22 protein-coding genes, 1 tRNA gene and 2 pseudogenes are annotated in these 21,769 nt (G+C 69.6%); 10 read left to right on the top strand and 15 right to left on the bottom strand.

Features of this window, described 5'->3' with window-relative positions:
• The first annotated feature begins 1 nt into the window (after nt 1).
• From ACFQPD_RS11125 to ACFQPD_RS11155, 7 genes are all read left to right on the top strand, one after another.
• Nucleotides 2-661: a response regulator gene (locus ACFQPD_RS11125; protein WP_385900722.1), complete on the top strand. Its 660-nt coding sequence runs from the start codon at nt 2-4 to the stop codon at nt 659-661.
• A gap of 286 nt (nt 662-947) precedes the next feature.
• Nucleotides 948-1,469, top strand: a complete 522-nt coding sequence (locus tag ACFQPD_RS11130) for a DUF308 domain-containing protein (RefSeq protein ID WP_385900724.1) — start codon at nt 948-950, stop codon at nt 1,467-1,469.
• A 62-nt stretch (nt 1,470-1,531) separates the two neighbouring features.
• Nucleotides 1,532-2,623: a S1C family serine protease gene (locus ACFQPD_RS11135; RefSeq protein ID WP_385900726.1), complete on the top strand. Its 1,092-nt coding sequence runs from the start codon at nt 1,532-1,534 to the stop codon at nt 2,621-2,623.
• 380 nt (nt 2,624-3,003) lie between these two features.
• Nucleotides 3,004-4,833 carry a molecular chaperone DnaK gene (dnaK, locus tag ACFQPD_RS11140; protein ID WP_385900728.1) on the top strand — a complete coding sequence of 610 codons (1,830 nt, stop codon included), beginning with the start codon at nt 3,004-3,006 and terminating at the stop codon, nt 4,831-4,833.
• Nucleotides 4,834-4,994: 161 nt separating this feature from the next.
• Complete coding sequence (gene grpE, locus ACFQPD_RS11145) at nt 4,995-5,564, top strand: nucleotide exchange factor GrpE (protein ID WP_385900730.1); 570 nt, start codon at nt 4,995-4,997, stop codon at nt 5,562-5,564.
• Complete coding sequence (locus tag ACFQPD_RS11150; protein ID WP_385900732.1) at nt 5,561-6,658, top strand: DnaJ C-terminal domain-containing protein; 1,098 nt, start codon at nt 5,561-5,563, stop codon at nt 6,656-6,658. The genes grpE and ACFQPD_RS11150 overlap by 4 nt, the downstream gene beginning before the upstream one ends.
• A gap of 1 nt (nt 6,659) precedes the next feature.
• Nucleotides 6,660-7,079, top strand: coding sequence for a MerR family transcriptional regulator (locus tag ACFQPD_RS11155; protein ID WP_385900733.1), 420 nt, complete (start codon nt 6,660-6,662; stop codon nt 7,077-7,079).
• A 73-nt stretch (nt 7,080-7,152) separates the two neighbouring features.
• Here ACFQPD_RS11155 and ACFQPD_RS11160 read toward each other — a convergent pair.
• The 10 genes and pseudogenes from ACFQPD_RS11160 to hemE form a co-directional block, all read right to left on the bottom strand.
• Nucleotides 7,153-7,435, bottom strand: a pseudogene (locus tag ACFQPD_RS11160) (IS3 family transposase); the annotation flags it as partial.
• On the bottom strand, nt 7,386-7,607 hold the full coding sequence (locus tag ACFQPD_RS11165) for a hypothetical protein (RefSeq protein ID WP_385900888.1): 222 nt from the start codon (nt 7,605-7,607) through the stop codon (nt 7,386-7,388). The gene ACFQPD_RS11165 and the pseudogene ACFQPD_RS11160, both read right to left, overlap by 50 nt.
• A 214-nt stretch (nt 7,608-7,821) precedes the next feature.
• A tRNA-Ala gene (locus tag ACFQPD_RS11170) sits at nt 7,822-7,894 on the bottom strand.
• A gap of 72 nt (nt 7,895-7,966) precedes the next feature.
• Complete coding sequence (gene hemC, locus ACFQPD_RS11175; protein ID WP_385900735.1) at nt 7,967-9,631, bottom strand: hydroxymethylbilane synthase; 1,665 nt, start codon at nt 9,629-9,631, stop codon at nt 7,967-7,969.
• 37 nt (nt 9,632-9,668) lie between these two features.
• On the bottom strand, nt 9,669-10,955 hold the full coding sequence (gene hemL, locus ACFQPD_RS11180; protein ID WP_385900737.1) for a glutamate-1-semialdehyde 2,1-aminomutase: 1,287 nt from the start codon (nt 10,953-10,955) through the stop codon (nt 9,669-9,671).
• Nucleotides 10,952-11,917 (bottom strand): porphobilinogen synthase, encoded by a 966-nt coding sequence (hemB, locus tag ACFQPD_RS11185; RefSeq protein WP_068752192.1) that lies wholly within the window; start codon nt 11,915-11,917, stop codon nt 10,952-10,954. Before hemB ends, hemL begins: the two co-directional genes overlap by 4 nt.
• Nucleotides 11,914-12,606 (bottom strand): uroporphyrinogen-III synthase, encoded by a 693-nt coding sequence (locus ACFQPD_RS11190; protein WP_228383496.1) that lies wholly within the window; start codon nt 12,604-12,606, stop codon nt 11,914-11,916. The genes hemB and ACFQPD_RS11190 overlap by 4 nt, the downstream gene beginning before the upstream one ends.
• Nucleotides 12,607-12,663: 57 nt before the next feature.
• A pseudogene (gene hemC, locus ACFQPD_RS11195) lies at nt 12,664-13,548 on the bottom strand (hydroxymethylbilane synthase); the annotation flags it as partial.
• Nucleotides 13,545-14,828 (bottom strand): protoporphyrinogen/coproporphyrinogen oxidase, encoded by a 1,284-nt coding sequence (locus tag ACFQPD_RS11200; RefSeq protein ID WP_385900738.1) that lies wholly within the window; start codon nt 14,826-14,828, stop codon nt 13,545-13,547. The gene ACFQPD_RS11200 and the pseudogene hemC (ACFQPD_RS11195), both read right to left, overlap by 4 nt.
• Entirely contained in the window at nt 14,825-15,832 is a 1,008-nt protein-coding gene (hemE, locus tag ACFQPD_RS11205) for a uroporphyrinogen decarboxylase (protein WP_385900740.1), read from the bottom strand. The genes ACFQPD_RS11200 and hemE overlap by 4 nt, the downstream gene beginning before the upstream one ends.
• A gap of 56 nt (nt 15,833-15,888) precedes the next feature.
• Between hemE and ACFQPD_RS11210 the strand changes: the two genes are divergently transcribed.
• The 3 genes from ACFQPD_RS11210 to hemQ are packed head-to-tail and all read left to right on the top strand — an operon-like array spanning nt 15,889 to nt 18,934.
• Nucleotides 15,889-17,157, top strand: a complete 1,269-nt coding sequence (locus ACFQPD_RS11210; RefSeq protein ID WP_385900742.1) for a glutamyl-tRNA reductase — start codon at nt 15,889-15,891, stop codon at nt 17,155-17,157.
• A complete protein-coding gene (locus tag ACFQPD_RS11215; RefSeq protein ID WP_385900744.1) occupies nt 17,154-18,209 on the top strand; it encodes a ferrochelatase in 1,056 nt (351 codons plus the stop codon). Before ACFQPD_RS11210 ends, ACFQPD_RS11215 begins: the two co-directional genes overlap by 4 nt.
• Nucleotides 18,206-18,934, top strand: coding sequence for a hydrogen peroxide-dependent heme synthase (hemQ, locus tag ACFQPD_RS11220; protein ID WP_385900745.1), 729 nt, complete (start codon nt 18,206-18,208; stop codon nt 18,932-18,934). The genes ACFQPD_RS11215 and hemQ overlap by 4 nt, the downstream gene beginning before the upstream one ends.
• A gap of 4 nt (nt 18,935-18,938) precedes the next feature.
• Here the strand turns inward: hemQ and ACFQPD_RS11225 are convergent, their stop codons facing one another.
• The 5 genes from ACFQPD_RS11225 to ACFQPD_RS11245 are packed head-to-tail and all read right to left on the bottom strand — an operon-like array spanning nt 18,939 to nt 21,763.
• Complete coding sequence (locus ACFQPD_RS11225) at nt 18,939-19,952, bottom strand: LLM class flavin-dependent oxidoreductase (RefSeq protein WP_385900747.1); 1,014 nt, start codon at nt 19,950-19,952, stop codon at nt 18,939-18,941.
• 6 nt (nt 19,953-19,958) lie between these two features.
• Nucleotides 19,959-20,576, bottom strand: a complete 618-nt coding sequence (locus ACFQPD_RS11230) for a histidine phosphatase family protein (protein ID WP_385900749.1) — start codon at nt 20,574-20,576, stop codon at nt 19,959-19,961.
• A complete protein-coding gene (rsfS, locus tag ACFQPD_RS11235) occupies nt 20,573-20,974 on the bottom strand; it encodes a ribosome silencing factor (RefSeq protein ID WP_068752199.1) in 402 nt (133 codons plus the stop codon). The genes ACFQPD_RS11230 and rsfS overlap by 4 nt, the downstream gene beginning before the upstream one ends.
• Nucleotides 20,961-21,629, bottom strand: a complete 669-nt coding sequence (gene nadD, locus ACFQPD_RS11240; protein WP_068752200.1) for a nicotinate-nucleotide adenylyltransferase — start codon at nt 21,627-21,629, stop codon at nt 20,961-20,963. Before nadD ends, rsfS begins: the two co-directional genes overlap by 14 nt.
• Nucleotides 21,626-21,763 (bottom strand): hypothetical protein, encoded by a 138-nt coding sequence (locus ACFQPD_RS11245; RefSeq protein ID WP_153302428.1) that lies wholly within the window; start codon nt 21,761-21,763, stop codon nt 21,626-21,628. Before ACFQPD_RS11245 ends, nadD begins: the two co-directional genes overlap by 4 nt.
• Nucleotides 21,764-21,769 lie beyond the last annotated feature (6 nt).

Here is a 21,769-nt window from a genome sequence, read left to right on the forward strand (position 1 = left end):
CATGCACACGCCGACAACCCGAATCTCTCGCGTGCTGTTGGCCGATGACCACGCTCTGCTGCGCCAAGGCGTGAAAATGATGCTCGACCCCCAACCCGACTTCACCGTCGTAGCCGAAGCGGCCGATGGAGCCCAAGCACTGGATCGCATCAACCACGGCGACATCGACCTCGCTATTCTCGACATCACCATGCCCCGCATGACCGGGCTGCAGGTTGCTCGCGCAGTGTTCCAGCGCAAGCTGCCTACCCAAAGGCTGATCCTGAGTATGCATGACAACGAGCAGTACCTGTTCGAGGCCCTCAAGGCCGGTGCAGCCGGCTATGTGCATAAGTCCATGGCAGACCGGGACCTGCTCAACGCGTGCCGCGCAGCCGTGCGAGGCGAGCCTTTCCTCTACCCAGGTGCCATGTCCACCATCATCCGCGAGTACGTCCAGCGCGGCCAAGCCAACGAAGGCGACCGGCTCCTGACCCCCCGCGAAGAGGAGATCCTCAAGCTCATTGCCGAGGGCCACTCCGGCAAAGAAATCGCCGAGATGCTGTTCATCAGCCCCAAGACCGTCGAACGGCACCGCGCCAACTTGCTGGAGAAGCTCGGGATGAAGGATCGTCTCGAACTGACCCGCTACGCCATCCGCGTCGGACTCATCGAGCCCTGAACCGGACACAGCGGCACGGCAGCTATCCCCAGCTTGTGCATGTGTGGTCAGTCCGTTGTGACGACAAAACCATCATCCGCCTCATCAGAGCCGTCCTGGCCGACACCCATGACGAGTGGCAAGTCGACGAGAAACGCTACCTCTCGGAGAGTTTCATGGACAAACTCTACAAACCCGACAACACTAAACCCATTCGCATCGACGGCGACAGGTAGGCAACCAGAACAGCCGAAAGCCCACCACCTAATGGGTTCTTTCCTGTCCTGAGTGAACTCGGAGGTTTTCCATGTCCAAGACTTTTCGCACACTGGCCCTAATCGAGCTGTTTGGTGCAGCACTGCTGATCCTGCTCGGTTTCATGCTCATCTGGTGGCCAGGGCTAACCCTGCAATCCCTGGTGATGTTCTGCGGCGCCTTTCTGCTCGTCGAGTCAATTTCGGCGATGATCGGCGCATGGCGCTGTCACGGCGTCCTGCGTTGGCTGCGAGGCGGAGTGGGGGCCCTGGGCGTTGCACTAGCCCTACTCATCGTCCTCCTGCCTGATCTCACCTTGTCGTTCATCGCTGCCGCCGTTGGCCTATGGACCATCATGTGTGGCTTGGGCCTGATGACCGAGAAAACTGCTCGGCGTCGCTGGCTGTACGTCCTGGCTGGCGTGCTGCTGGTCTTGGCGGGCATCTGGTTCATCTTCAACCACGCCGCTGCGATCATCACCATCGGGCTCTGGGCCGGCATGTCGCTGCTGGTTCTCGGCATGTCCCAAGTTGCAGCGGCCATCGCCGTGTGGCGTGCGGCCAAGAACAGCTGACCGACCAAGCAAACGCCTACGACCCTTCCAACCACAACTCGGTCTCTTCTAGGAGTCTCGCCATGATGAGAAACAGCCTTCCCGCGCGGACTGTGGCAGCAGCCATTGCGATGACCGCACTGATTCCGCTCACTTCCTGTAGTGCCATTGCGCCGAAGACGCCAGCACCAGTGGCGTCCAACAGCCCCCTCACAAGTCCGACCTCGGGGAACAGCTCTGTTACCTCGTGCAGCATCGACGATCCGTCCTGGACGACACTTGCTGAGACGGTGAGCCCGTCCGTGGTGTCCGTGGATGTCTCCAGCGGCGGCCACCCGGTGGGCGAGGGCTCGGGGGTGGCAGTTGACGAGCACCACATCGTCACGAATGCCCATGTGGTGGGTGATGCCACTGATAGCGACGTGTCGGTCACCCTGTCCGACAACAGCGTCCAGCCGGTCACCATCGCCGGTCGTGATCCGATCACTGATCTGGCCGTGCTCACGGTGCAGGACACGAAGCTCACCCCGATCCCGATTGCCAATTCGGCCCAAGTGCGCACCGGGCAGCCGGTGATGGCCGTGGGCAATCCGCTGGGACTGTCAGGGACTGTGACCACCGGCATCGTCAGCGCCCTCAACCGTCCAGTGGCTGCCTCCGAGCAGGGTACAGGGCCCAGCGTCGCGACAGTGACCAACGCGATCCAGACCTCAGCACCGATCAACCCGGGCAACTCGGGTGGTGCTCTCGTCAATGGCTGTGGCGAACTGATCGGCATCAACTCATCCATCGCAACATTGGGGCCTGGCAGCGGCAGTATCGGCATCGGGTTCGCGATTCCGTCCAACCAGGTGTCCATGGTGGCCCAGCAGCTCATCCGCGACGGCAGAGTCCGTCACGCCCAGCTGGGGGTCTCCGTGACAGACGGCCTCGCAGCACGGGGGACGCAGCAGATCCGAAGTGCCACGGTCGCCTCGGTGGTTGTCGGCAGCCCGGCTCACAAGGCGGGCCTACAGGTCGGAGACCACATCATCAGCATCGACGGTGTTCCAACCACCTCGGCATTGTCCTTGGTAGGGCATGTGAGGGGACTTCCCGTCGGGAAGTCGGTGAACCTGCTGGTGGTGCGCAACGGCAGGGAGCTTACGGTGTCCGCGACGCTTGCCAGCGACTGACTCCGCGAGGTTCCGACCCCACGCGTCGGGCACGGGGTCTCCCACTCCTGGTGCGCGATCACGACCCGGAGGTCGTTGATGCCCAGCCATCCAAGGCCGGCGATGGCGAACTCGTCTTTCAGCCCAACCGCAGTCTTCCGCCTCCGGACGCGGTCCTTGCCCGTGCTGAGCAGCTTCGCTGTTCGTAATGTCTTCATGATCGCCCCCTCGCCCCGGGGGGGGCGCAGTGAGGCAGTGGGGATCGTCTCGGCCACTTTGGGTGTCGCCACCCATCGACTAGAACCCCGAAGTCGGGAACAGTAGATGACGTGGGTGCGCACCGGCCACGTCAGCGCTTCTCGATGATCTTTCATAGTTCGCAACAAAGGAGGAGAACAACCATGGCACGTTCAGTCGGTATCGATCTGGGCACCACCAACTCTTGCATCGCCGTCCTCGAAGGCGGCGAGCCCACCGTCATCTCCAACGCCGAAGGCTCCCGCACGACGCCGTCGGTGGTCGCGTTCGCCAAGGGTGGAGAGGTGCTCGTCGGCGAAGTCGCCAAGCGCCAGGCCGTCACGAATGTCGATCGCACCATCCGCTCGGTCAAGCGCCATATGGGCACCGATTGGTCAGTCAGCATCGACGGCAAGAGGTACACGCCGCAGGAAATCAGCGCCCGCGTCCTGCAGAAGCTGAAGCGGGACGCCGAAGCTTACCTGGGTGAGCCCGTCACGAACGCGGTCATCACTGTGCCGGCGTACTTCAACGATGCTCAGCGTCAAGCCACCAAGGAGGCCGGTGAAATTGCGGGTCTGACCGTCGACCGCATCGTCAACGAGCCCACCGCGGCGGCGTTGGCGTACGGCCTCGACAAGGGCGACAAGGAGCAGAGCGTCCTCGTCTTCGACCTCGGCGGTGGCACGTTCGACGTTTCGCTGTTGGACATCTCCGACGGCGTCTTCGAAGTCAAGGCCACCAATGGCGACAACCGTCTGGGCGGCGACGACTGGGATCAGCGGATTGTCGATTGGTTGGTGACGCAGTTCAAGAACGCCCACGGTATCGACCTGAGCGCGGACAAGATGGCCATGCAACGTCTGCAGGAGGCCGCCGAGCGCGCCAAGATCGAGTTGAGCTCGGCGCCGGAGACCCAGATCAACTTGCCGTACATCACGGCCGGCGCGGCGGGTCCGCTGCACTTGGAGGCCAAGCTGACGCGCGCCGAGTTCCAGCGCATGACGAAGGATCTGCTGGACCGCTGCAAGGCTCCCTTCCAGGCCGTCATCAAGGACGCCCACACCTCGGTGGATAAGATCGACGAAGTCATTCTGGTGGGCGGTTCCACCCGTATGCCGGCTGTTGTCGAGTTGGTCAAGGAGTTGTCGGGCAAGGAACCGCACAAGGGTGTCAACCCCGACGAGGTGGTCGCTCTGGGTGCTGCGCTTCAGGCTGGTGTCCTCAAGGGTGAGGTCAAGGACGTCCTGCTGCTCGACGTCACCCCGCTGTCCCTCGGCATCGAAACCAAGGGCGGCGTGATGACGAAGATCATCGAGCGCAACACGACGATTCCGACCAAGCGGTCCGAGATCTTCACGACGGCCGAGGACAATCAGCCGTCGGTGATGGTGCAGGTCTACCAGGGTGAACGTGAGTTCGCCCGCGACAACAAGCCGCTGGGCAACTTCGAGCTGACCGGTCTGATGCCCGCCCCGCGCGGGGTTCCGCAGGTCGAGGTCACGTTCGACATCGACGCCAACGGCATCGTGCACGTGTCCGCCAAGGACAAGGCCACTGGCAAGGAGCAGTCGATGACCGTCACCGGCGGCTCGGCGCTTGACAAGGACGACATCGACCGGATGGTGAAGGACGCCGAGGCGCACGCCGAGGAGGACAAGAAGCGTCGTGAGGCCGTCGAGATGCGAAATCAGGCCGATGCCCTGGCGTTCCGCACTGAGCAACTACTCGCCGACAACGCCGCGACCATCGGCGACGACGTCAAGGCACCCGTCGTGGAGGCCCTGGACAAGTTGAACGAGGCACTGAAGGGCACCGGCAACGATGACCAGGTGAAGGCTCTGATGGAGGAGCTGAACGAAAAGACCTCAGTGATGGGGCAGGCAGTCTATGCAGCAAGCCAGGCACAGGCTCAGGGACCGGCATCGCCGAGTGAGCAGGAGACATCCTCCGACGATGACGTGGTCGACGCGGAGATCGTCGACGACAAGTGATGCGCCCGGTGGGGTCGCCTTGCGACCCCACCCATTCCGGCGATCACCACGCGATCGGCCCGTAGCGGCCCGCGTTGCGAGCCCATCGCGTGGTCCTGAGCCCATCCACGGTGGGGGCTGCCTGTCAGGTGCTGCCACGACAATCACCCACAGGAGGAAGAATGAGCAGAGACGACGTGACCACTACGCCCACTCCGCAGCCAACGGCCGACGAGGTGCTCGCTCCTGACGCGCAGCTCGAAGCGCTGCGTGATCAGGTCGGGCAGCTGGAGAGCCGCTTGGCGGAACGTACTGAGGACCTGCAGCGGCTGCAAGCCGAGTACATCAATTACAAGCGACGAGTCGACCGTGACCGGGACCTGGCGCGCCGCGCGGGAAAGGAACAGATTCTCACGGACCTTCTGCCCGCCTTGGATGCGATCCAGCTGGCCGACCAGCACGGCGAGCTGGATGGTCCCTTCAAGATGCTTGCCGACCAGATCTCCGCAGTGGCTGCTCGGCACGGCCTGAGCAGTTTCGGCCAGGTCGGAGACCAATTCGACCCCACCCTGCATGAGGCATTGATGCAGCTGCCGATGTCTGGCGCCACCAAGACTTGTATCTCGCAAGTGATGCAGCCAGGTCACCGCATTCACGACAAGGTCCTCCGCCCTGCCCGCGTCGCAGTCAGCGAGCCGGACACACAACAAGCCGCCACCGAGTCCAGTACGCACGGAGATGAGGAGCGATGAGCGCACAGGATTGGGTTGACAAGGACTTTTACAATGTCCTGGGCGTGTCGAAGGACGCTACCGACAAGGACATCAAGAAGGCCTTCCGTAAGCTCGCTCGTCAGAACCATCCCGACCAGCACCCCGGCGACGCTGCTGCTGAGGCCCGGTTCAAGGAAATCTCGGAGGCAAACTCTGTCCTGTCCAACCCCGACTCGCGACGAGAGTACGACGAGATTCGCGAGATGGTCGCCAATGGCGGCTTCCGCTACGGCCCCGGCGCAGGATTTCCGGGCGCCGGTGGCCAGTACGCCTATGGAAACCCCGCCGGTGGCCCCTACACCTACAGCTATTCGACTGGTGGGTCTGCTGAGGACCTCTTTGGCCAAGGTGCGGGTTATGAGGACATCCTGGGCGGCTTGTTCGGCCAAGGCGGCGCTGGCTTCAGCGGTGCTCGGCGGCCCAGCGGCCCTCGGAAGGGCGCTGACATCGAGGGGGAGGTGACCATCGGCTTCCTCGAAGCTGTCAAGGGCACCACCGTTTCGATGCAGCTGGTCTCTGAGGTGGCGTGCAGGGCTTGCGGCGGCGCTGGCATCACCTCGGGAAACCCGCCACAGGTATGCGGCTCCTGCCACGGCACCGCACGGGTACGCCAAGCCAAGACCATGAAGGTGCGCATCCCGGCAGGCGTCGACGACGGCCAGACCATCCGAATCAAGGGCAAGGGCTCGGCCGGCCTAAACGGCGGCCCGGCGGGCGACCTGCTGGTCCGCGTTCATGTCACCCCGCACCCACTCTTCGGCCGCAAGGGGCGAGATCTTACCTTGTCCGTGCCGGTCACCGTCGACGAACTCATCCTGGGCGCCGATATCGAGGTGCCCACCCTCGAAGGCGGACGTGTGAAGGTGCGTATTCCCGAATGCACCCCGAACGGGCGCACCCTGCGTGTGCGGGGCAAGGGCGTCACCACCAAGACGGGAACCGGCGACCTGCTAGTCACCGTCGAGGTCGTCATACCGACGTCGCTCAACGACCAGGCCAGGCAGGCAATGCGCGACTTCGCCCACGCCATGGGCCAGACCAACCCCCGCGCTTCGATCCTTGGGAGGAACTGAGATGACCACCACCGACAACAGCGTTCATGACGGTGTGGTGTTCACCACCAGCCAGGTTGTGTTCCTGACCGGTCTGCACCCCCGCACGCTCGAAGCCTTCGAGCGCGCCGGCATCGTGAGCCCACGCCGCAGCGCCGCCGGCCAAGCGAGCTACGACCAGCACGACCTTGCGCGGCTGCGCCAAGCGCGGAACCTGGTTCAGCGCGCCGGGATGGACCTCGACGAAGTCCGACAGCTCTTCGCCTTGCAAGACCAGATCGAGCAGACCCGCCAACGCTTGGATCAGATGGTGACCGAGCTGTGGGAGATCTTGGAGCGGACCGTACCCACCCCCAGTGGGCGAGTGTTCGCCACGGGCAGCGATGGCAGGGCATGGCCCGGACGTCAGACGATGACGGGGTGTCGGCGCCTGCAGCGCTAATCAGCCTGGCTGGCACAGCGCACCACAGCCGCTACTCCATGGGGTCCGCTGAAGGTTTGGTTGACCTCCGGGTTTATGCCGGCAGTGTAGCGGCTGGGTTCATGATGAGTTCGAACTCGATGGGGGTGAGTTTCCCGAGTCGGCGTTGTCGGCGTTTGCGGTGGTACTTGCCCTCGATCCAGGACACGATGGCCAGGCGCAGTTCCTCTCGTGTGGCCCAGGTTCTTCTGCAGTAGCGCGAAGAACGACTCCATCGCGGCGTTATCGCCACATGCCCCGACCCTGCCCATCGAGCCACGTAGCCTGTCACGCTTCAGCGCCTTGCGGAAGCGGCGCGACCGGAATTGGGACCCTCTCGTCGTTGTGAAGCTGATGCAGCACCGAGATGAGCTCTTGCTCCTCGGCCTCACGGGCTGACACCGGTTGCTTGAGCCACTTGAAGTAGCCCTGTTTGGAGAATCCCAGTATTCGGCACGCGACCGCCACCGGCACCCTCACCCGGGCACCGACCGCGGCCATCTCCTTCACGAGCTGGCAGTCCCAACCGACGCCTCTGCAACCAAGCCTTCTTCACCAAGATCTACATCAACGAAGACGACCAACTCCGCGTCGAAAAACCGACCCTTCGAAATGCTCCTCGACCCCCAGATCAACGCCAACGCCCTCACCTGGGCCCAAGACAGCAACAAGGCCCGAACCGAAACCATCGACGATGGCCAGGGTTCGAGCCTTGTGCATGGGGTGGAGCTAAGGGGATTCGAACCCCTGGCCTCTTCCATGCCATGGAAGCGCGCTACCAACTGCGCCATAGCCCCGGTGTCGCCGTCCGGCGACTCAGAGAACATTAGCGCATCTCCCCGCAGTTGAAAAATCGGCGGTTCCCGGTGTCAACGCTGCTTGGCAAGCTCTCGAGCCAGCGCCGCCACACCGAACTCGTCCTTGGACTTGGCGACCGCGAGGACCGGGACGCCGAAGGAGGCGAGCGCCTCGGCAGTGGGCTCATCCCACGCCAGGACGTGCACGTCATCACGGTGCCCCAGGAGGTTGACGTACGCCGACGCGAGAGACGGCTGGCTCAACAGGATCGCCTGCCAGGCGCCGTCGTCCCACATCTGCTTGGCGCGGGGATCCAGCGCCTCGACGTCGACCATCGTGTAGACCTCGAGCCTCTCGACGGTGTAGCCCTTGGCGCGCAGTCCGTCCTCGAGCTTCGTCGAGAGCTGGTCGGCGCACGGAATGACGACCCGCTGCTCACCCGCGGCGCGCGGGAACATCTCGACCAGGCTCTGGGAGCTGGCGGTGCCCTCCGGGGAGAGGTCGACGGCGCGACCGCCCTCCTCGACCGCGTGACGCGTCGTGGACCCCATCGCGGCCACCGACTTGCCCTCGGGAATCTCCCAGCCGCGTTCGCGCAGCGCCCACACGGTCTGCGCCGACGGCAGGACGACCCAGTCGGCCCAGCCGATGATGTTGTCCGCGGGCAGCAGCTTGGCCTCCTGCAGCGAGATGCAGTCCACCCTGAGCCCGTTCTTGCGCAGCGACTGCGCCAACCGGCCCTCCTGCCTCGGCAGGAGGACCCGGATGCGGTCATCGCCGGGCACCTCGATGAATGGCGACTCGTCGTCGTGCTCGACCGACAGGGTCACCGACGCCAGTGCCTCGGGCGAGAAGAACCGTTCCGCACGCCTGGTCTTCAGGGCCGCCGCGACGTTGTGCCCGGTGCGGACCGCGTGGAACTCGGAGGTCGGCATCCCGACCTCCAGCACCGTGCGCTTGGTGCCGTCGATGGCGAACACGCCGGCCTTGAGGGAGAGGATGCCGCGCCGCTCGGCCAGCGCGCCCACCGGAGCGAGGTAGGTGGTCTCCAGCCCGACGAGGACCGCTCGCTCGGCGTCGACGGCGATCCGCGTCTCGATGTCGTCGAAGGCCTTGAGCGCCAGGGCGATGTCGCGGTCGTCGCTGCGGCATTCGAGCGCCAGTGCGCCCTGGCCGGGAGCCGGGAGGATCGGGAGGTACTCCGCGACCCGGTCGTGGAGGCCGAGCGCGTCCACGCCCGCGGCCGACAGCACGACGGCGTCGAGGTCGCCGGGCTCGAGGTGGCGCAGGCGGTCCTCCAACGTCCCGCCGACGTCGACGAACGTCAGGTCGGGGCGCAGGGCCCGCAGCTGCGCGATCCGCCGCAGTGACGTCACCCCGACCCGGGAATGCCGGGGCAGGGCGGCCAGGGTGCGGCCGTTGCGGGTGCACAGGACGTCGCGGTGGTCACCCCGCGGCAGCACGGCGGGGATCGTCAGGTAGTCCGGCTTGTCGGACAGCGGGATGTCCTTGACGGAGTGCACGACGACGTCGACGGTCCGTTCCCGCAGCGCCTCGCGCAGTTCCTTGGCGAACACCCCGACGGAGTAGCCCTCGGGCATGTGCACCGTGTCGCCCGCCGTCGTGGTGATGGTGACGGTCTCCACCTCGTGCCCGGCGTCCCGCAGCAGGCGCGCGACCGTCTCCGAGCGGGCCAGCGCCAATGCCGATCCCCGTGTGCCTAAGCGAAGCTTCACCGTCGATTCCTCTCCATGGTCCGAGATCCCAAGCTTCTCATGCGCCGGCGGCCGAGCGCGCGGCGGCCGGCAGCGCGTCCGCGATGCGGTTCATCGCCGCGTCGTCGTGCGCCGCGGTGAGGAACCAGGCCTCGAACGCCGACGGAGGGAGGGCCACGCCGTGGTCCAGCATCTTGTGGAAGAAGCGGCCGAAGGCGGCCGTGTCCTGCGCCTTGGCGTCCTCGTAGTTCGCCACCGGCGCGTCGCGGAAGAACACCGAGAACAGGCTCCCCGCCCGCTGCACCACGTGCGGCACCGAGGCGCGGCTGAGCGCGTCGGCCACGGCCGACTGCAGCTCTGCGGACCGGGTGTCCACCGTCCGATAGACAGCGGCGTCGGCGAGCCGGAGCGTCGCGAGGCCCGCGGCGGTGGCGAGGGGATTGCCCGACAGGGTTCCGGCCTGGTAGACGGGGCCCACGGGGGCCAGCAGTTGCATGAGATCGGCACGCCCGGCGATCGCCGCCAGCGGCATGCCTCCGCCGACCACCTTGCCGAAGGTCACCAGATCCGGGACGAGCCCGGGCTCCAGCCCTAGCCAGCCGGAGGGCGAGACGCGGAAGCCCGTCAGGACCTCGTCGAGGATCATCAGGGCCCCGTGCCGGGCGGTCAGGTCGCGGATGGCCGCGTTGAAGCCTGCGGCGGGTGGCACGACGCCCATGTTGGCGGGCGCGCCCTCGGTGATGACGGCGGCGATCCTGTCACCGGACTCCGCGAACACGCGCTCCAGCGCCGCGACGTCGTTGTACTCCACGACGACGGTGTCCGCGGTCGCCGCCCTCGTCACGCCGGCGGACCCCGGGAGCCCCTGCGTGGCGACGCCGGAGCCCGCTGCGGCCAGCAGCGCGTCGGAGTGACCGTGGTAGCAGCCGGCGAACTTCACGATGACGTCGCGGCTGGTCGCTCCCCGGGCCAGCCGGACGGCCGTCATCGTCGCCTCCGTGCCCGTGGAGACGAAGCGCACCTGCTCCGCCAGCGGCACCCGGGTGCGGATGGTCTCGGCGAGCTCCACCTCGGCCGCGGTGGGCGCGCCGAACGAGAGTCCGCGCGCCGCGGCCTCCTGGACCGCGGCCACCACCTCCGGGTGCGCGTGACCGAGCAGCGCGGGGCCCCACGACGCGACGAGGTCCACGTAGTCGCGGCCCTCCACGTCGACGACGTGGGCACCGCGCGCCTCCGCCACGAACACCGGGGTTCCGCCGACGGAGCCGAAGGCCCGTACCGGGGAGGAGACACCTCCCGGGATGACGCCGCGGGCTCGCGTGAACAGATCGGTCATGTCGGTCACTTCATCCACCCCGCGAGTTCCAGCGCCCAATAGGTCAGCACGATGTCGGCACCCGCCCGCACGATCGCGGTGACCGACTCGGTCACCGCGCCGCGGCGGTCCAGCCAGCCGCGCTCGGCCGCCGCTTCGATCATGGCGTACTCCCCCGACACCTGGTAGGCGGCCACCGGCACGTCGGAGATCGCCGCGACATCGGCCACCACGTCGAGGTAGTAGCCGGCCGGCTTGACCATCACCATGTCCGCGCCCTCGGCCAGGTCGAGCTCCGCCTCGCGCAGGCCCTCGCGGCGGTTGGCCGGGTCCTGCTGGTAGGTCTTGCGGTCCCCCGCCAGGGTCGACGTGACCGCCTCCCGGAACGGGCCGTAGAACGAGGAGGCGTACTTCGCCGCGTAGGCCAGGATCGCCGTGTCGGTGTGCCCCGCGCCCTCCAGCCCGGCGCGGATGGCCTCGACCTGACCGTCCATCATCCCCGACGGGGACACGACGTGCGCGCCGGCCGCCACCTGCGCCAGGGCCATCGTCACGTAGGCGGCCAGGGTCTCGTCGTTGTCGACGCGCCCGTCGTCGGTGAGGAAGCCGCAGTGGCCGTGGCTGGTGAACTCGTCGAGGCAGGTGTCGGCCATGACGACGATGTCGTCGCCCACCTCGGCGCGGACCGCACGCAGGCCCCGCTGGAGGATTCCGGTGTCAGCCCAGCCGGCCGAGCCGCGCTCGTCCTTGTCGGCGTCGTCGGGAACGCCGAACAGCATGATGCCGCCGAGTCCCGCGGCCGCCGCCAGCTCCGCCACCCGGCCGACCGTGCCGGGCGTGTGGCGTTCGACACCGGGCATGGACGAGATGGCGCCCTCCCGTTCGGCGACGAACACCGGCAGGACGAGCTGCGACGCACGCGGCTCCACTTCGCGGACCAGCCGCCGCATCGCGGGGGTGGTGCGCAGCCTCCTCGGGCGCATCGGCATCATGACTGTCCCTTCCCGAGGGACGCGATCGCGTGGACCAGTCCCTCCGCATCCTGGGTCGCGGCCACGGCCGCCACCTCGACTCCCATGGCGGCGAGTTCGGCCGCCGACGGCGGGCCGAAGGCCACGACCGCGACTCCCTCGCGCCAGCCCAACACCTGGTCGACGGCCCGGGCGACGGACCCCGCCGTCACCACGACCACGTCGAAATGACCCCCACGCCAGTCCGCCACGACGGGCTCCGGCAGGGCGTCCACCGGTTCCATCGTGTAGGTGGCCACCTGCAGGACCGCATATCCCTTGGCGCGCAGCCCCTCGGCGAGCACCGGTGACGACAGCGCCGACCCCGGGAGCAGCACGAGCCCCTCCCCCGCCGGGAAGGCGGCCGCCAGCGCGCGGGCGCTGGACTCGCCCTCGGGGACGAGGTCGGGGGTCATGCCGGCGCGCAGGACCGCCGCGGCGGTCGCGCCGCCCACGGCGGCGACGCGGGCGCCGACGGGTAGGCCCAGTCCCAATTCCTGCCAGGTCTCAACGGCGGCGGGGGACGTGAACGCCACCCACCGGGCCCGGTCCGGCAGCTCGACGGGCCCCACCGGGCGGCGGCGCTGCACCGGTACGGCGACGACCTCGGCCCCGGCCGCGCGGAGACCGTCCGCGAGCTCCCCGTCGGCTCGGGGAAGCAGAAGCCTCACGCCGGCCAGGGGTGTGTCGCCCCGCCACAGCGACGTCTCGTCGTGCAGGTCCGCCAGCCGCGACTCCCGCGCGGCGCCCAGGTCCGCTACACCGGCCGCTCCGGACGCCAGGAGCTCGGCCACCGCGGCCTCCCCCGCCCGGGCGTCGAGGTCGACGGTGGTGCGCGCGGCGCGCGATCCGTCCGGCGCGAAGACCCCGGCCCGCAGCCGGCCGTCGGCCCCCCACGCGGCGATCGGTGCGGCACAGCCACCGCCGAGGCCTGCCAGCACCGCGCGCTCCGCGTCGACGGCGGACCGCGTGGCGGGGTCGTCGAGCGCCGTCAGCGCTCCGAGCACCGGTTCGTCGTCGACCCGGCACTCCAGGGCCAGCGCGCCCTGTCCGGGTGCGGGCAGGATCGGCAGGTGGTCGGTGATGTGGTCCTCGAGCCCGAGCCGGGCCAGCCCGGCCGCGGCCAGCACCACGGCGTCGAGGTCCCCGTCGGCGACCCGCGCGAGACGGGTCCCCACGTTGCCGCGCACGTCGACGTAGCGCAGGTCGGGCCGCAGCGCCCGCAGCTGCGACACCCGCCGGGGCGAACCGGTGCCGACGGCCGAGCCGGCGGGCAGCTCGGCGAGCCGCAGCCCGCCGCGGGCGCACAGGACGTCGCGGGCGTCGGCACGCCGGGGCACCGCCGCGATCGTCAGTCCCGGCACGGGGGCGGTCGGCAGGTCCTTGAGGGAATGGACGGCGAAGTCGGCCCGCCCGTCGAGGAGCGCCCGCCGCAGTTCGGCCGCGAAGACGCCGAGCCCGCCGAGGCTGGTCAGGGAGCCGGTGAGCACGTCGCCCCCGGTCTTGATCCGCACGAGCTCGACCTCGTGCCCGAGCGCCGTCAGCGCCTCAGCCACCTGCGTGGACTGGGCGACGGCCAGCGCCGAGCCGCGGGTGCCGAGCCGGAGCCTCACCTGAGCACCCGTCGGCTGCCCGCGACGACCGACGCGATCCCGTTGCCGTCGATCCAGGCACCCACGACGTCGACCCCGACGCCCGCCGCGGCCTCCAGGTAGAAGTCACGCGTGGCGTGCTCCATGCGCGTGGGCATCTCCTCCCACGACACGGCCGCGAACCCGGTGACGTCCGCGTCGCTGAGCGGGAGCCGGAGGAAGCGCGCGGCGTCGGCGAGGGCGTCGGCGCGGCTCGGGATGTAGGTCTCCGGATAGGACAGACGCACGATCTCCTGGCCCGGCCGCCTCGACCACGGCCACTTGACCGAGTAATGGGTGAGGGCCTTCGCGTGCACGGAGTCGTCGCGCTCGCCGACGAGCAGGCCGGAGCCGACCGGCTCCGCCGCGAGCCCCGGGTGGTTGAGTCCGAGCACGGCCAGGTGCGCGGGCTGTGTGGGGGTGGGCGCGAGATCGACGCCGAGCTTGGCCAGCAGCCCGCACGCGGACGCCGACGGTCCGGCCAGGACCAGCCGCTCGCCGCGCACGGAGCCGCCGTCCTGCAGGCTCACCGCGAAGCCGGTGCCGGCCCGGTGGACGTCGACTGCCGGTGACGTGCACCTGATCTCGCCGCCCAGGCCGGTGATGCGGGCAGCCAAGGCGTCGATGAGCCGGAACATGCCGCCCACGGGCTGCTCGACGGCCGCCGCGCCCGGCCGGCGGACGGCCGCGACGGCACGCAGCAGGGAGCCCTCCCGGGCGAGGGCCTCGCGCAGTCCGGGCGCGAACGAGGCGAGCGGCATCCGCCCGGGTTCCAGGGAGTACACGCCCCGGGCGACAGGGGTGATGAGGGTACGGAGCGCGCCCTCGCCCATCCGGAGCAGCACGAGCTCGCCGAGCGTCGTGGCCTCCGCGCCCACCTCCGCGGGAAGGTCGAGGTCGCGGGCCACGCGGGCGCGGTCCTGCGGGTCGAGCGCGTCGAGCGCCGGATCCTCGAGCGACGCGGGGATCCCCAGGACGCCCTCCGCCATGGGCCACACGCCGTCCGGGCGCCAGATGTGCGGACGCCCCAGCGGCGCCGCCACCGGGAGGCCGAGTTCCTCGCACAGCACGCGGACCACTCCGCCGCGCACCGCGTAGGCCTCCGCGCCCGCGTCCACGGCGACGCCGCCGATCTCGATGGGGGCGATGAGTCCGCCCAGCCTCGTGGAGGCCTCGAGGACCGTGACCCGGCGCCCGGCCTGCGCCAACCGGTAGCCGGCGACCAGGCCGGCGAGCCCGCCCCCGACGACGACCGCGGTCACAGCTCGTGGAGGAGCGCCACCAGGTCGGTGAGCACCCCCGGGTCGGTGGTGGGCGGGACGCCGTGGCCCAGGTTGACCACGTGCGCCGGGGCGGCGCGGCCTCGGTCGACGACGTCGCGGGCGTGGGCGGCGAGCGCCGGCCACCCGGCGGCGAGCAGCGCCGGATCGATGTTGCCCTGCAACGGGAGTCCGGGCAGGAGGTCGGCGGCCTCGTCGAGCGGCGTGCGGTAGTCGATGCCCATGGCCTCGACCCCGCAGGCGGCCATGTCGGGCAGCAGGTGCCGGGTGCCGGTGCCGAAGTGGATGCGCGGGACCTTCCCCTCGACGGCGGCAAGGACCCGCGCGGAATGCGGCGCGACGTACTCGACGTAGTCCGCCCGCGTCAGTGCCCCCGCCCAGGAGTCGAAGAGCTGCACCACCCGGGCGCCGGCGGCCACCTGGACGTCGAGGAACTGGCCCGACAGGTCAGCGGCCCACTCGAGCAGCCGGTGCCAGGCCTGCGGGTCCGCGTGCATCATGGCGCGGGCCGCCAGGTGGTCCCGGGAGCCGCGGCCCTCCACCAGATAGGCGGCCAGGGTGAAGGGGGCGCCGGCGAACCCGATGAGGGGGGTCGCGTCCCCGAGCTCGGCGGTGACGATGCGGACGGCCTCCGTGATGGCGCTGGTCTCGATCAGCGAGTGCCGCACGATGCGGTCGACGTCGGCGGAGGTCCGCACGGGCTTGTCGATGACCGGACCCACGCCGGAGTGGATCTCGACCTCCACGCCGGCGAGGACCAGCGGGGTCATGATGTCGGAGAAGAAGATCGCCGCGTCCACCTTGTGCCGGCGGACCGGCTGCAGCGTGATCTCCGCCGCCAACTCGGGCATCAGACACGCCTCCAGGATGGTCGTGCCCTCCCGGATGGCTCGGTATTCGGGCAGCGACCTGCCGGCCTGGCGCATGAACCAGACGGGGAGCCGCTCGGGCCGGTGTCCGCTCAAGGCGGAAAGAAGTGAACTCATTTGGTCCTGATTCTGCCGCATCGGGCAAGCGTGGTTGAATGGGGCGCACTGTGACTATGCGTGTCTTCTCCATCCAGCACGACCGCCACGGCCTGACCGAGGTCGAGCGGATCAGCGCGGATGTCGACGGTGTCGCGGCGCGGATGTGCTCGCTGCCGGACGTGACGGGCGCCGTGGTCCTCAGCACCTGCAACCGCGTGGAGGTGCTGCTCGACACCACCGGACACGCCGCGAACACGGACCTGCGCGCGGCGCTGGACGCGCAGTTCGCCGAGCCGCCCGCCTGGGACCTCTACCTGGGCGAGGCCGCCCTGGGTCACCTGTTCCGGGTGGCCTCCGGCCTCGACTCCATGGTGGTGGGCGAGCGGGAGATCGCCGGCCAGCTGAAGCGCGCCCTGGCCGACGCCCAGGCCGCGGGTCACACGTCGCTGCCGCTGACCATCGCCGTCGACGAGGCGCTGCGCACCTCGCGACGCATCGCGAACGAGACCGCGCTGGAAGGCGCCGGACGCTCCGTCGTCGGCGTCGGGTTGTCCCTCATGGGCGTCGAGGACTGGACGCGCGCCACGGCCACGATCGTCGGCACCGGGTCCTACGCCGGCGCCGTGGTCGCCGCGCTGCGGCACAAGGGCGTCGCGCACATCAGGGTCCACTCGGCGTCGGGTCGCGGGTCGACGTTCGCCGACAGCCACGATCTCGAGCACGTGGCCACCCTGGACGACGCGCTCGCGGGCACCGACCTCGTCGTCACGTGCCGCGGCCTCGGCTCCCCCGTCATCACGCCCGCGCACGTCACCGGTCCCATGCGTCTGCTGGACCTGTCCCTGCAGCGCGACGTCGACCCCGCCGTCGCCCGGGTCCCCGGAACGGTCGTGGTGGACCTCGCGAGCATCCAGGCGTCGATCCAGCCGTGCTACGCGGAGGACACGCGGCGGGCCGAGGCCCTCGTCCAGGCGGGCGTCGCGGACGTCATGACCCGGCTGCGCTCCCGGATCGTCGACCCGGCCGTCGTCGGGCTGCGCGACACGGTCATGGGCATGGTCGCCGACGAGGTGGCGCGGCTGCCGCAGCGCCAGCTGTCGCACGACGACGCGGCCCTGGCGCTGCGCCGGCTCGCGACTCGCCTGCTGCACATCCCGTCCTCCCGGGCGCGCGCGGCCGCCGAGCAGGGCCGCACTGAGGAGTACCTGACCGCGATGGCCGAGCTGTACGGCATCGGCGCCCCGGAGACGGTGGACCCCGACGGGTTGGAGGACGCGCACTGCCCGGTCACCAACCTGCAGGTGGCCGATCTCGACACTCCCGACGCCCAGGAGGCCATGTGACGTCCCTCGCCCCGTACACAGCGGTTCTGTTCGCCTCGTACGGCGGCCCCGACAAGTCTGAGGACGTCCTGCCCTTCATGCGCAACGCCACGGCGGGCCGCGGCATCCCCGACGAGCGGCTGATCGAGGTGTCGCGCCACTACGAGCTGTTCGGCGGTAGGTCGCCGATCAACGAACTCAACGCCGCCCTCATGGACGCGGTGCGGGGCGAGTTGGCGCGGCGCGGCGTCGACGTGCCCGTCGTCATCGGCAACCGCAACTGGCATCCGTACATCGAGGACACGGTCCAGTCGCTCGTCGACGACGGGCACGAGCGGGTCGTGGCCCTCGCGACGTCGGCCTACTCGTCGTACTCCGGGTGCCGCCAGTACCACGAGGACCTGATCCGCGGCGCCGACGGACACGCGATCCGCATCGACAAGGTGGACCCCTTCGCGGAGACGCCGGGCTTCGTGTCGGCAAACGCCCGGGCCCTGGTCGCGGCCGTGCGGCGACTCCGGGAGCGCATCGGCGACGAGACGCTGCGGGTGCTGTTCGTCACCCACTCCATCCCGACGGCCATGAACGCGGCCTCGTCGACGGGTGAGCCGGAGCGACGCTACGACGCCCAGCATCTGCGCGTGGCCGCCGCCGTCGCCGCGGAGGCCTCGGCCGAGCTGGGTGAGGAGCTGGCGTGGGAGCTGACCTTCTGCTCGCGTTCGGGCGCCCCCCACATCCCGTGGCTGGAACCTGACGTCAACGACCGGATGCCTGAGGTGCAGGCCGAGGGTGTCGCGGGTGTGGTGACGGCCCCCATCGGGTTCATCTCGGACCACATGGAGGTCGCCTACGATCTCGACACGCAGGCCCGCGACACCGCCGCCGAGCTCGCGCTCCCCTACGAGCGCGCGGCGACCGTCGGCACCGACCAGGGCTTCGTGTCGTTGCTGGTCGACCAGCTGGTCGCGGCGGCCGAGGTCGCCCGCGGCGAGCGCCCCGACGAACCCCGCTGCCGCTTCAGCACCGGGCGCTGCTGCCTCCCCCGCCCCGCCCAGGAAGGACCCCGACGATGAGCAAGCACCCAGGTCGCGACGCCCGCGACGAGCAGGACGTCGACCTCGAGGCCATCAACGCCACTCCGCTGTACGCGATGTACTCGGTGTTCGCGACCGCGGCGCCGCTCCCGGAGGAGGCCGCGGACCGGCTCGCGACGCAGGTCGAGGACCATCTCGCCGACGCCGGGGTGACGGTGCGCGGCTTCTACGACATCGGCGGGTTCCGCGCCGACGCCGACCTCCTGGTCTGGACGCTGGCCAACGACCCGGCCTCGCTCCAGGCCGGGTACCACGCGCTGCGGCGCAGCGCGCTCGGGGCGCATCTGGAGCCCGTCTGGTCGGTGATGGGCGTCCACCGCCCGGCCGAGTTCAACCGGACGCACGTCCCCAGCTGCTTCGCCGGGTTCGCTCCGCGCCCGTGGCTCACGGTGTACCCGTTCGTCCGCAGCTACGACTGGTACTACCTCGACGAGGCCCACCGCTCGCAGATGCTCATGGAGCACGGGATGGCGGGGCGCGAGTACCCGGATGTCATCGCCTCGACGCTGTCGTCGTTCGCTCTCAACGACTACGAGTGGATCCTGGCCTTCGAAGCCGACGAGCTGCACCGGCTCACCGACGCCATGCGCCACCAGCGCGGCGTCGAGGCCCGCCTCCACGTCCGCGAGGAGACCCCGTTCTTCACCGGGCCGCGAGTCGAGCTGGCCGAGTGGATCGGGCGCCAGCCGGCCTCGCTCGAGTGACCGCCTACTTCCAGCCGACCTCCCGGGCCACGGCCATGAGGTTCTCCATCCAGTGCCGGTTGTAGTCGACGCCCAATTGCGAGGGCATGGTGAACAGCACGTGGTCGGCTTCCATCACCGCCTCGTCGGCGCGGAGCATCGCCGCGACCTCCTCGACGGTGCCCACCATCTGGGGGCCTGACCGGGCCCGCGACCCGTCCAGCTGGCCGACGCTGTCGCCGCCGTGGCTGTGCCGCCCGAAGTAGCGGCGATCGTCGTCGGACGTGATCGGGAAGGCCGGGCGGGTGACCGCCGCGAGGCCGGGCCCCGGATGCCCGAGCCGATGGAACACCCGCCGGTAGGTGCGCACCTGGTCGGCCTGCTGGATGTGGAAGGGGCGGCCGTCCTCGGCCAGCAGCAGAGTGGAGCTCAGCAGGTTCATGCCCTGCTCGGCGGTCCAAACGCCCGTCTCGTGCGACCCGGCGCCCCACCAGATGCGGTCCGGCAGGCCGGAGCTGAGGGGGCGGATCGGCAGGTCGGGCCCCTCGCCCAGCGCGAGTGCGCGCGCGGAGTGGGCCACCGGCTCCCCGGCGATCGCGCGGCGGAAGCGGGCCACCTTGGACTGCGCGTGGTCCGCCCAGGACTCGCCGTCGCGGAGGCTGTAGCCGAACTGGCGCTGGCCGTCCGCGGCCACCTCCGGGCTGCCGCGCGAGACGCCGAGCTGCAGCCGGCCGTCGGCGATGAGGTCGGTCGCAGCGGCCTCCTCCGCCAGGTGCAGCGGGTTCTCGTAGCGGAGATCCACCACGCCGGTGCCGACGTCGATGCGACGGGTTACCGCCGCCATCGCCGCCAGCAGCGGGAAGGGGGTGGAGTGCGACTCCTCGAAGTGGTGGACCCGCACCCACGCCCCGTCGAGGCCGATCTCGTCGGCGACGACGGCGAGCTCGATGTGCTCACGCAGCGAGGCGCGGGCGTCCGGCACCCTCGCCCCCACCACCGGTCGGTAGTGGCCGAACGACAGGAAGCCGATCTTCGTCATAGTCGATTATCGGTCCGGACCGTGGAAGATGCCGACGTTGTGCGCGAGCAGCCGCCACGCCCCGTGGGCGAAGCCGAGTTCGCTGAAGTGCGCGTTGCCGAGGCCGCCGAGCACCCTGCCCTCCAGCCCGAGAAGCGCGTGGATGACGCGGTTGAGCAGCAGACCGTGCGACACCACGAGCACGGTGCGGTCCGGGTGGGTCGCGACGATGTCGAGGACCGCGGGCACACCGCGCGCCACGACGTCGGCGAGCGTCTCCCCCTCCGGGGAGCGGCGGAAGTCGACGCCGTTGGCGTACATCGACTCGTAGTCCGGCATCGAGGCCTTGACCTCGTCCCAGGTGAGCCCGGACCAGCTGCCGACGTCGATCTCCATGAGCCGGGGATCGGTGTGCACCTCAGTGCCGGGGCGGACGATGCGTGCGGTGTCGAGGGCGCGGCTCAGCGGCGAGGCGTACACGGCGTCGACCTCGGTCGCCGCCAGCGCGGCCCCGGCGGCCTCGGCCTGCCGCCGACCGGCGTCGTTGAGGGGCACGTCGGCTTGCCCCTGGAACCGTTGCGCGGCGTTCCAGTCGGTCTGGCCGTGCCGGAGCAGGAGGAGTCGGGTGGCGTGCTCCAGCTTCACAGGGCGGGGTCGTCGGACCGTGCCGGATCGTCGGGGGCGAGGTCGAGATCGAGCGGAATCTGCGGGCAGTCCTTCCAGAGGCGCTCGAGGTTGTACAGCGACCGTTCCTCCGTGTGCTGCACGTGCACCACGAAATCGATGTAGTCCAGCAGCACCCAGCGGTTCTCCCGGTCGCCCTCGCGGCGCACCGGCTTGCGGCCGGCGGCGATGAGCTTCTCCTCCACGCCGTCGACGATGGCGCCGACCTGGCGCTCGTTGCCGGCGGACGCGATGAGGAAGACGTCGGTGATGGCGAGCTGCTCGGACACGTCGAAGGCGACGATCTTGTGGCCCTGCTTGTCGGCCGCCGCCTGCGCGGCGATCCGCACGGGGGCCAGCACGTCGTCAGCTACGGTCATGGGGTACTCCTGATCCCGGGGCCGGATACAGGCCCCGCTTGGCGATGTACTGGACGATGCCGTCGGGCACCAGGTACCAGATGGGCTCGTGGGCGCGGACGCGCTCACGGCAGTCGGTGGACGAGATGGCCAGGGCCGGGACCTCGAGCAGCGTCACGGAGTCCTCGGGCAGGTGCGCCAGGTCCGCGGGAGTCATGGGGACCCCCGGGCGGGTGACCCCGACGAAGTGGGCGAGGTCGAACAGCTCGTCCGCCCCGTACCAGGTAAGGATCTGCCGGACGGCGTCGGCGCCCGTGATGAAGAACAGGTCGGTGTTCGGGCCGCGCTCGGTGCGCAGGTCCTTCAGCGTGTCGACGGTGTAGGTGTTGCCTGGGCGGTCGATGTCTACCCGCGACACCGAGAACCGGGGGTTCGACGCCGTCGCGATGACCGTCATCAGGTAGCGGTCCTCCGCGGGAGACACCTCGCGGTGCGACTTCTGCCACGGCATGCCGGTGGGGACGAACACCACCTCGTCGAGCGCGAACTTCGCCGCGACCTCGGACGCCGCCACGAGGTGGCCGTGATGGATCGGATCGAAGGTGCCGCCCATGACGCCGAGCCGGTAGCGGCGCTGCCCAGCAGCGCGGGCGATGCCCAGCTCTGTCGACGTCACTTCGAGTGCGGACGCCCGGAGCCGAAGCCGACGATCCAGGCGATGGCACCCAACAAGATGACGAGCGCCAGCGCGCCCATGACCCAGCTGGGGATGGCGGGCGACGCTGCGGCGGTCTCCAGAAGAAGGCTCATGGCGAC

It is taken from the genome of Tessaracoccus sp. O5.2, from assembly GCF_964266725.1.
GTDB lineage: Bacteria > Actinomycetota > Actinomycetes > Propionibacteriales > Propionibacteriaceae > Arachnia > Arachnia lapidicapta.

Excerpts from the sequence above, each read along its gene's own strand:
- ACFQPD_RS11125 (WP_385900722.1), top strand. The coding sequence starts at position 2 with ATGCACACGCCGACAACCCGAATCTCTCGCGTGCTGTTGGCCGATGAC.
- ACFQPD_RS11130 (WP_385900724.1), top strand. The coding sequence starts at position 948 with ATGTCCAAGACTTTTCGCACACTGGCCCTAATCGAGCTGTTTGGTGCA.
- ACFQPD_RS11135 (WP_385900726.1), top strand. The coding sequence starts at position 1,532 with ATGATGAGAAACAGCCTTCCCGCGCGGACTGTGGCAGCAGCCATTGCG.
- dnaK (WP_385900728.1), top strand. The coding sequence starts at position 3,004 with ATGGCACGTTCAGTCGGTATCGATCTGGGCACCACCAACTCTTGCATC.
- grpE (WP_385900730.1), top strand. The coding sequence starts at position 4,995 with ATGAGCAGAGACGACGTGACCACTACGCCCACTCCGCAGCCAACGGCC.
- ACFQPD_RS11150 (WP_385900732.1), top strand. The coding sequence starts at position 5,561 with ATGAGCGCACAGGATTGGGTTGACAAGGACTTTTACAATGTCCTGGGC.
- ACFQPD_RS11155 (WP_385900733.1), top strand. The coding sequence starts at position 6,660 with ATGACCACCACCGACAACAGCGTTCATGACGGTGTGGTGTTCACCACC.
- hemB (WP_068752192.1), bottom strand. The coding sequence starts at position 11,917 with ATGATGCCGATGCGCCCGAGGAGGCTGCGCACCACCCCCGCGATGCGG.
- hemE (WP_385900740.1), bottom strand. The coding sequence starts at position 15,832 with ATGAGTTCACTTCTTTCCGCCTTGAGCGGACACCGGCCCGAGCGGCTC.
- ACFQPD_RS11210 (WP_385900742.1), top strand. The coding sequence starts at position 15,889 with ATGCGTGTCTTCTCCATCCAGCACGACCGCCACGGCCTGACCGAGGTC.
- hemQ (WP_385900745.1), top strand. The coding sequence starts at position 18,206 with ATGAGCAAGCACCCAGGTCGCGACGCCCGCGACGAGCAGGACGTCGAC.
- ACFQPD_RS11225 (WP_385900747.1), bottom strand. The coding sequence starts at position 19,952 with ATGACGAAGATCGGCTTCCTGTCGTTCGGCCACTACCGACCGGTGGTG.
- rsfS (WP_068752199.1), bottom strand. The coding sequence starts at position 20,974 with ATGACCGTAGCTGACGACGTGCTGGCCCCCGTGCGGATCGCCGCGCAG.
- ACFQPD_RS11245 (WP_153302428.1), bottom strand. The coding sequence starts at position 21,763 with ATGAGCCTTCTTCTGGAGACCGCCGCAGCGTCGCCCGCCATCCCCAGC.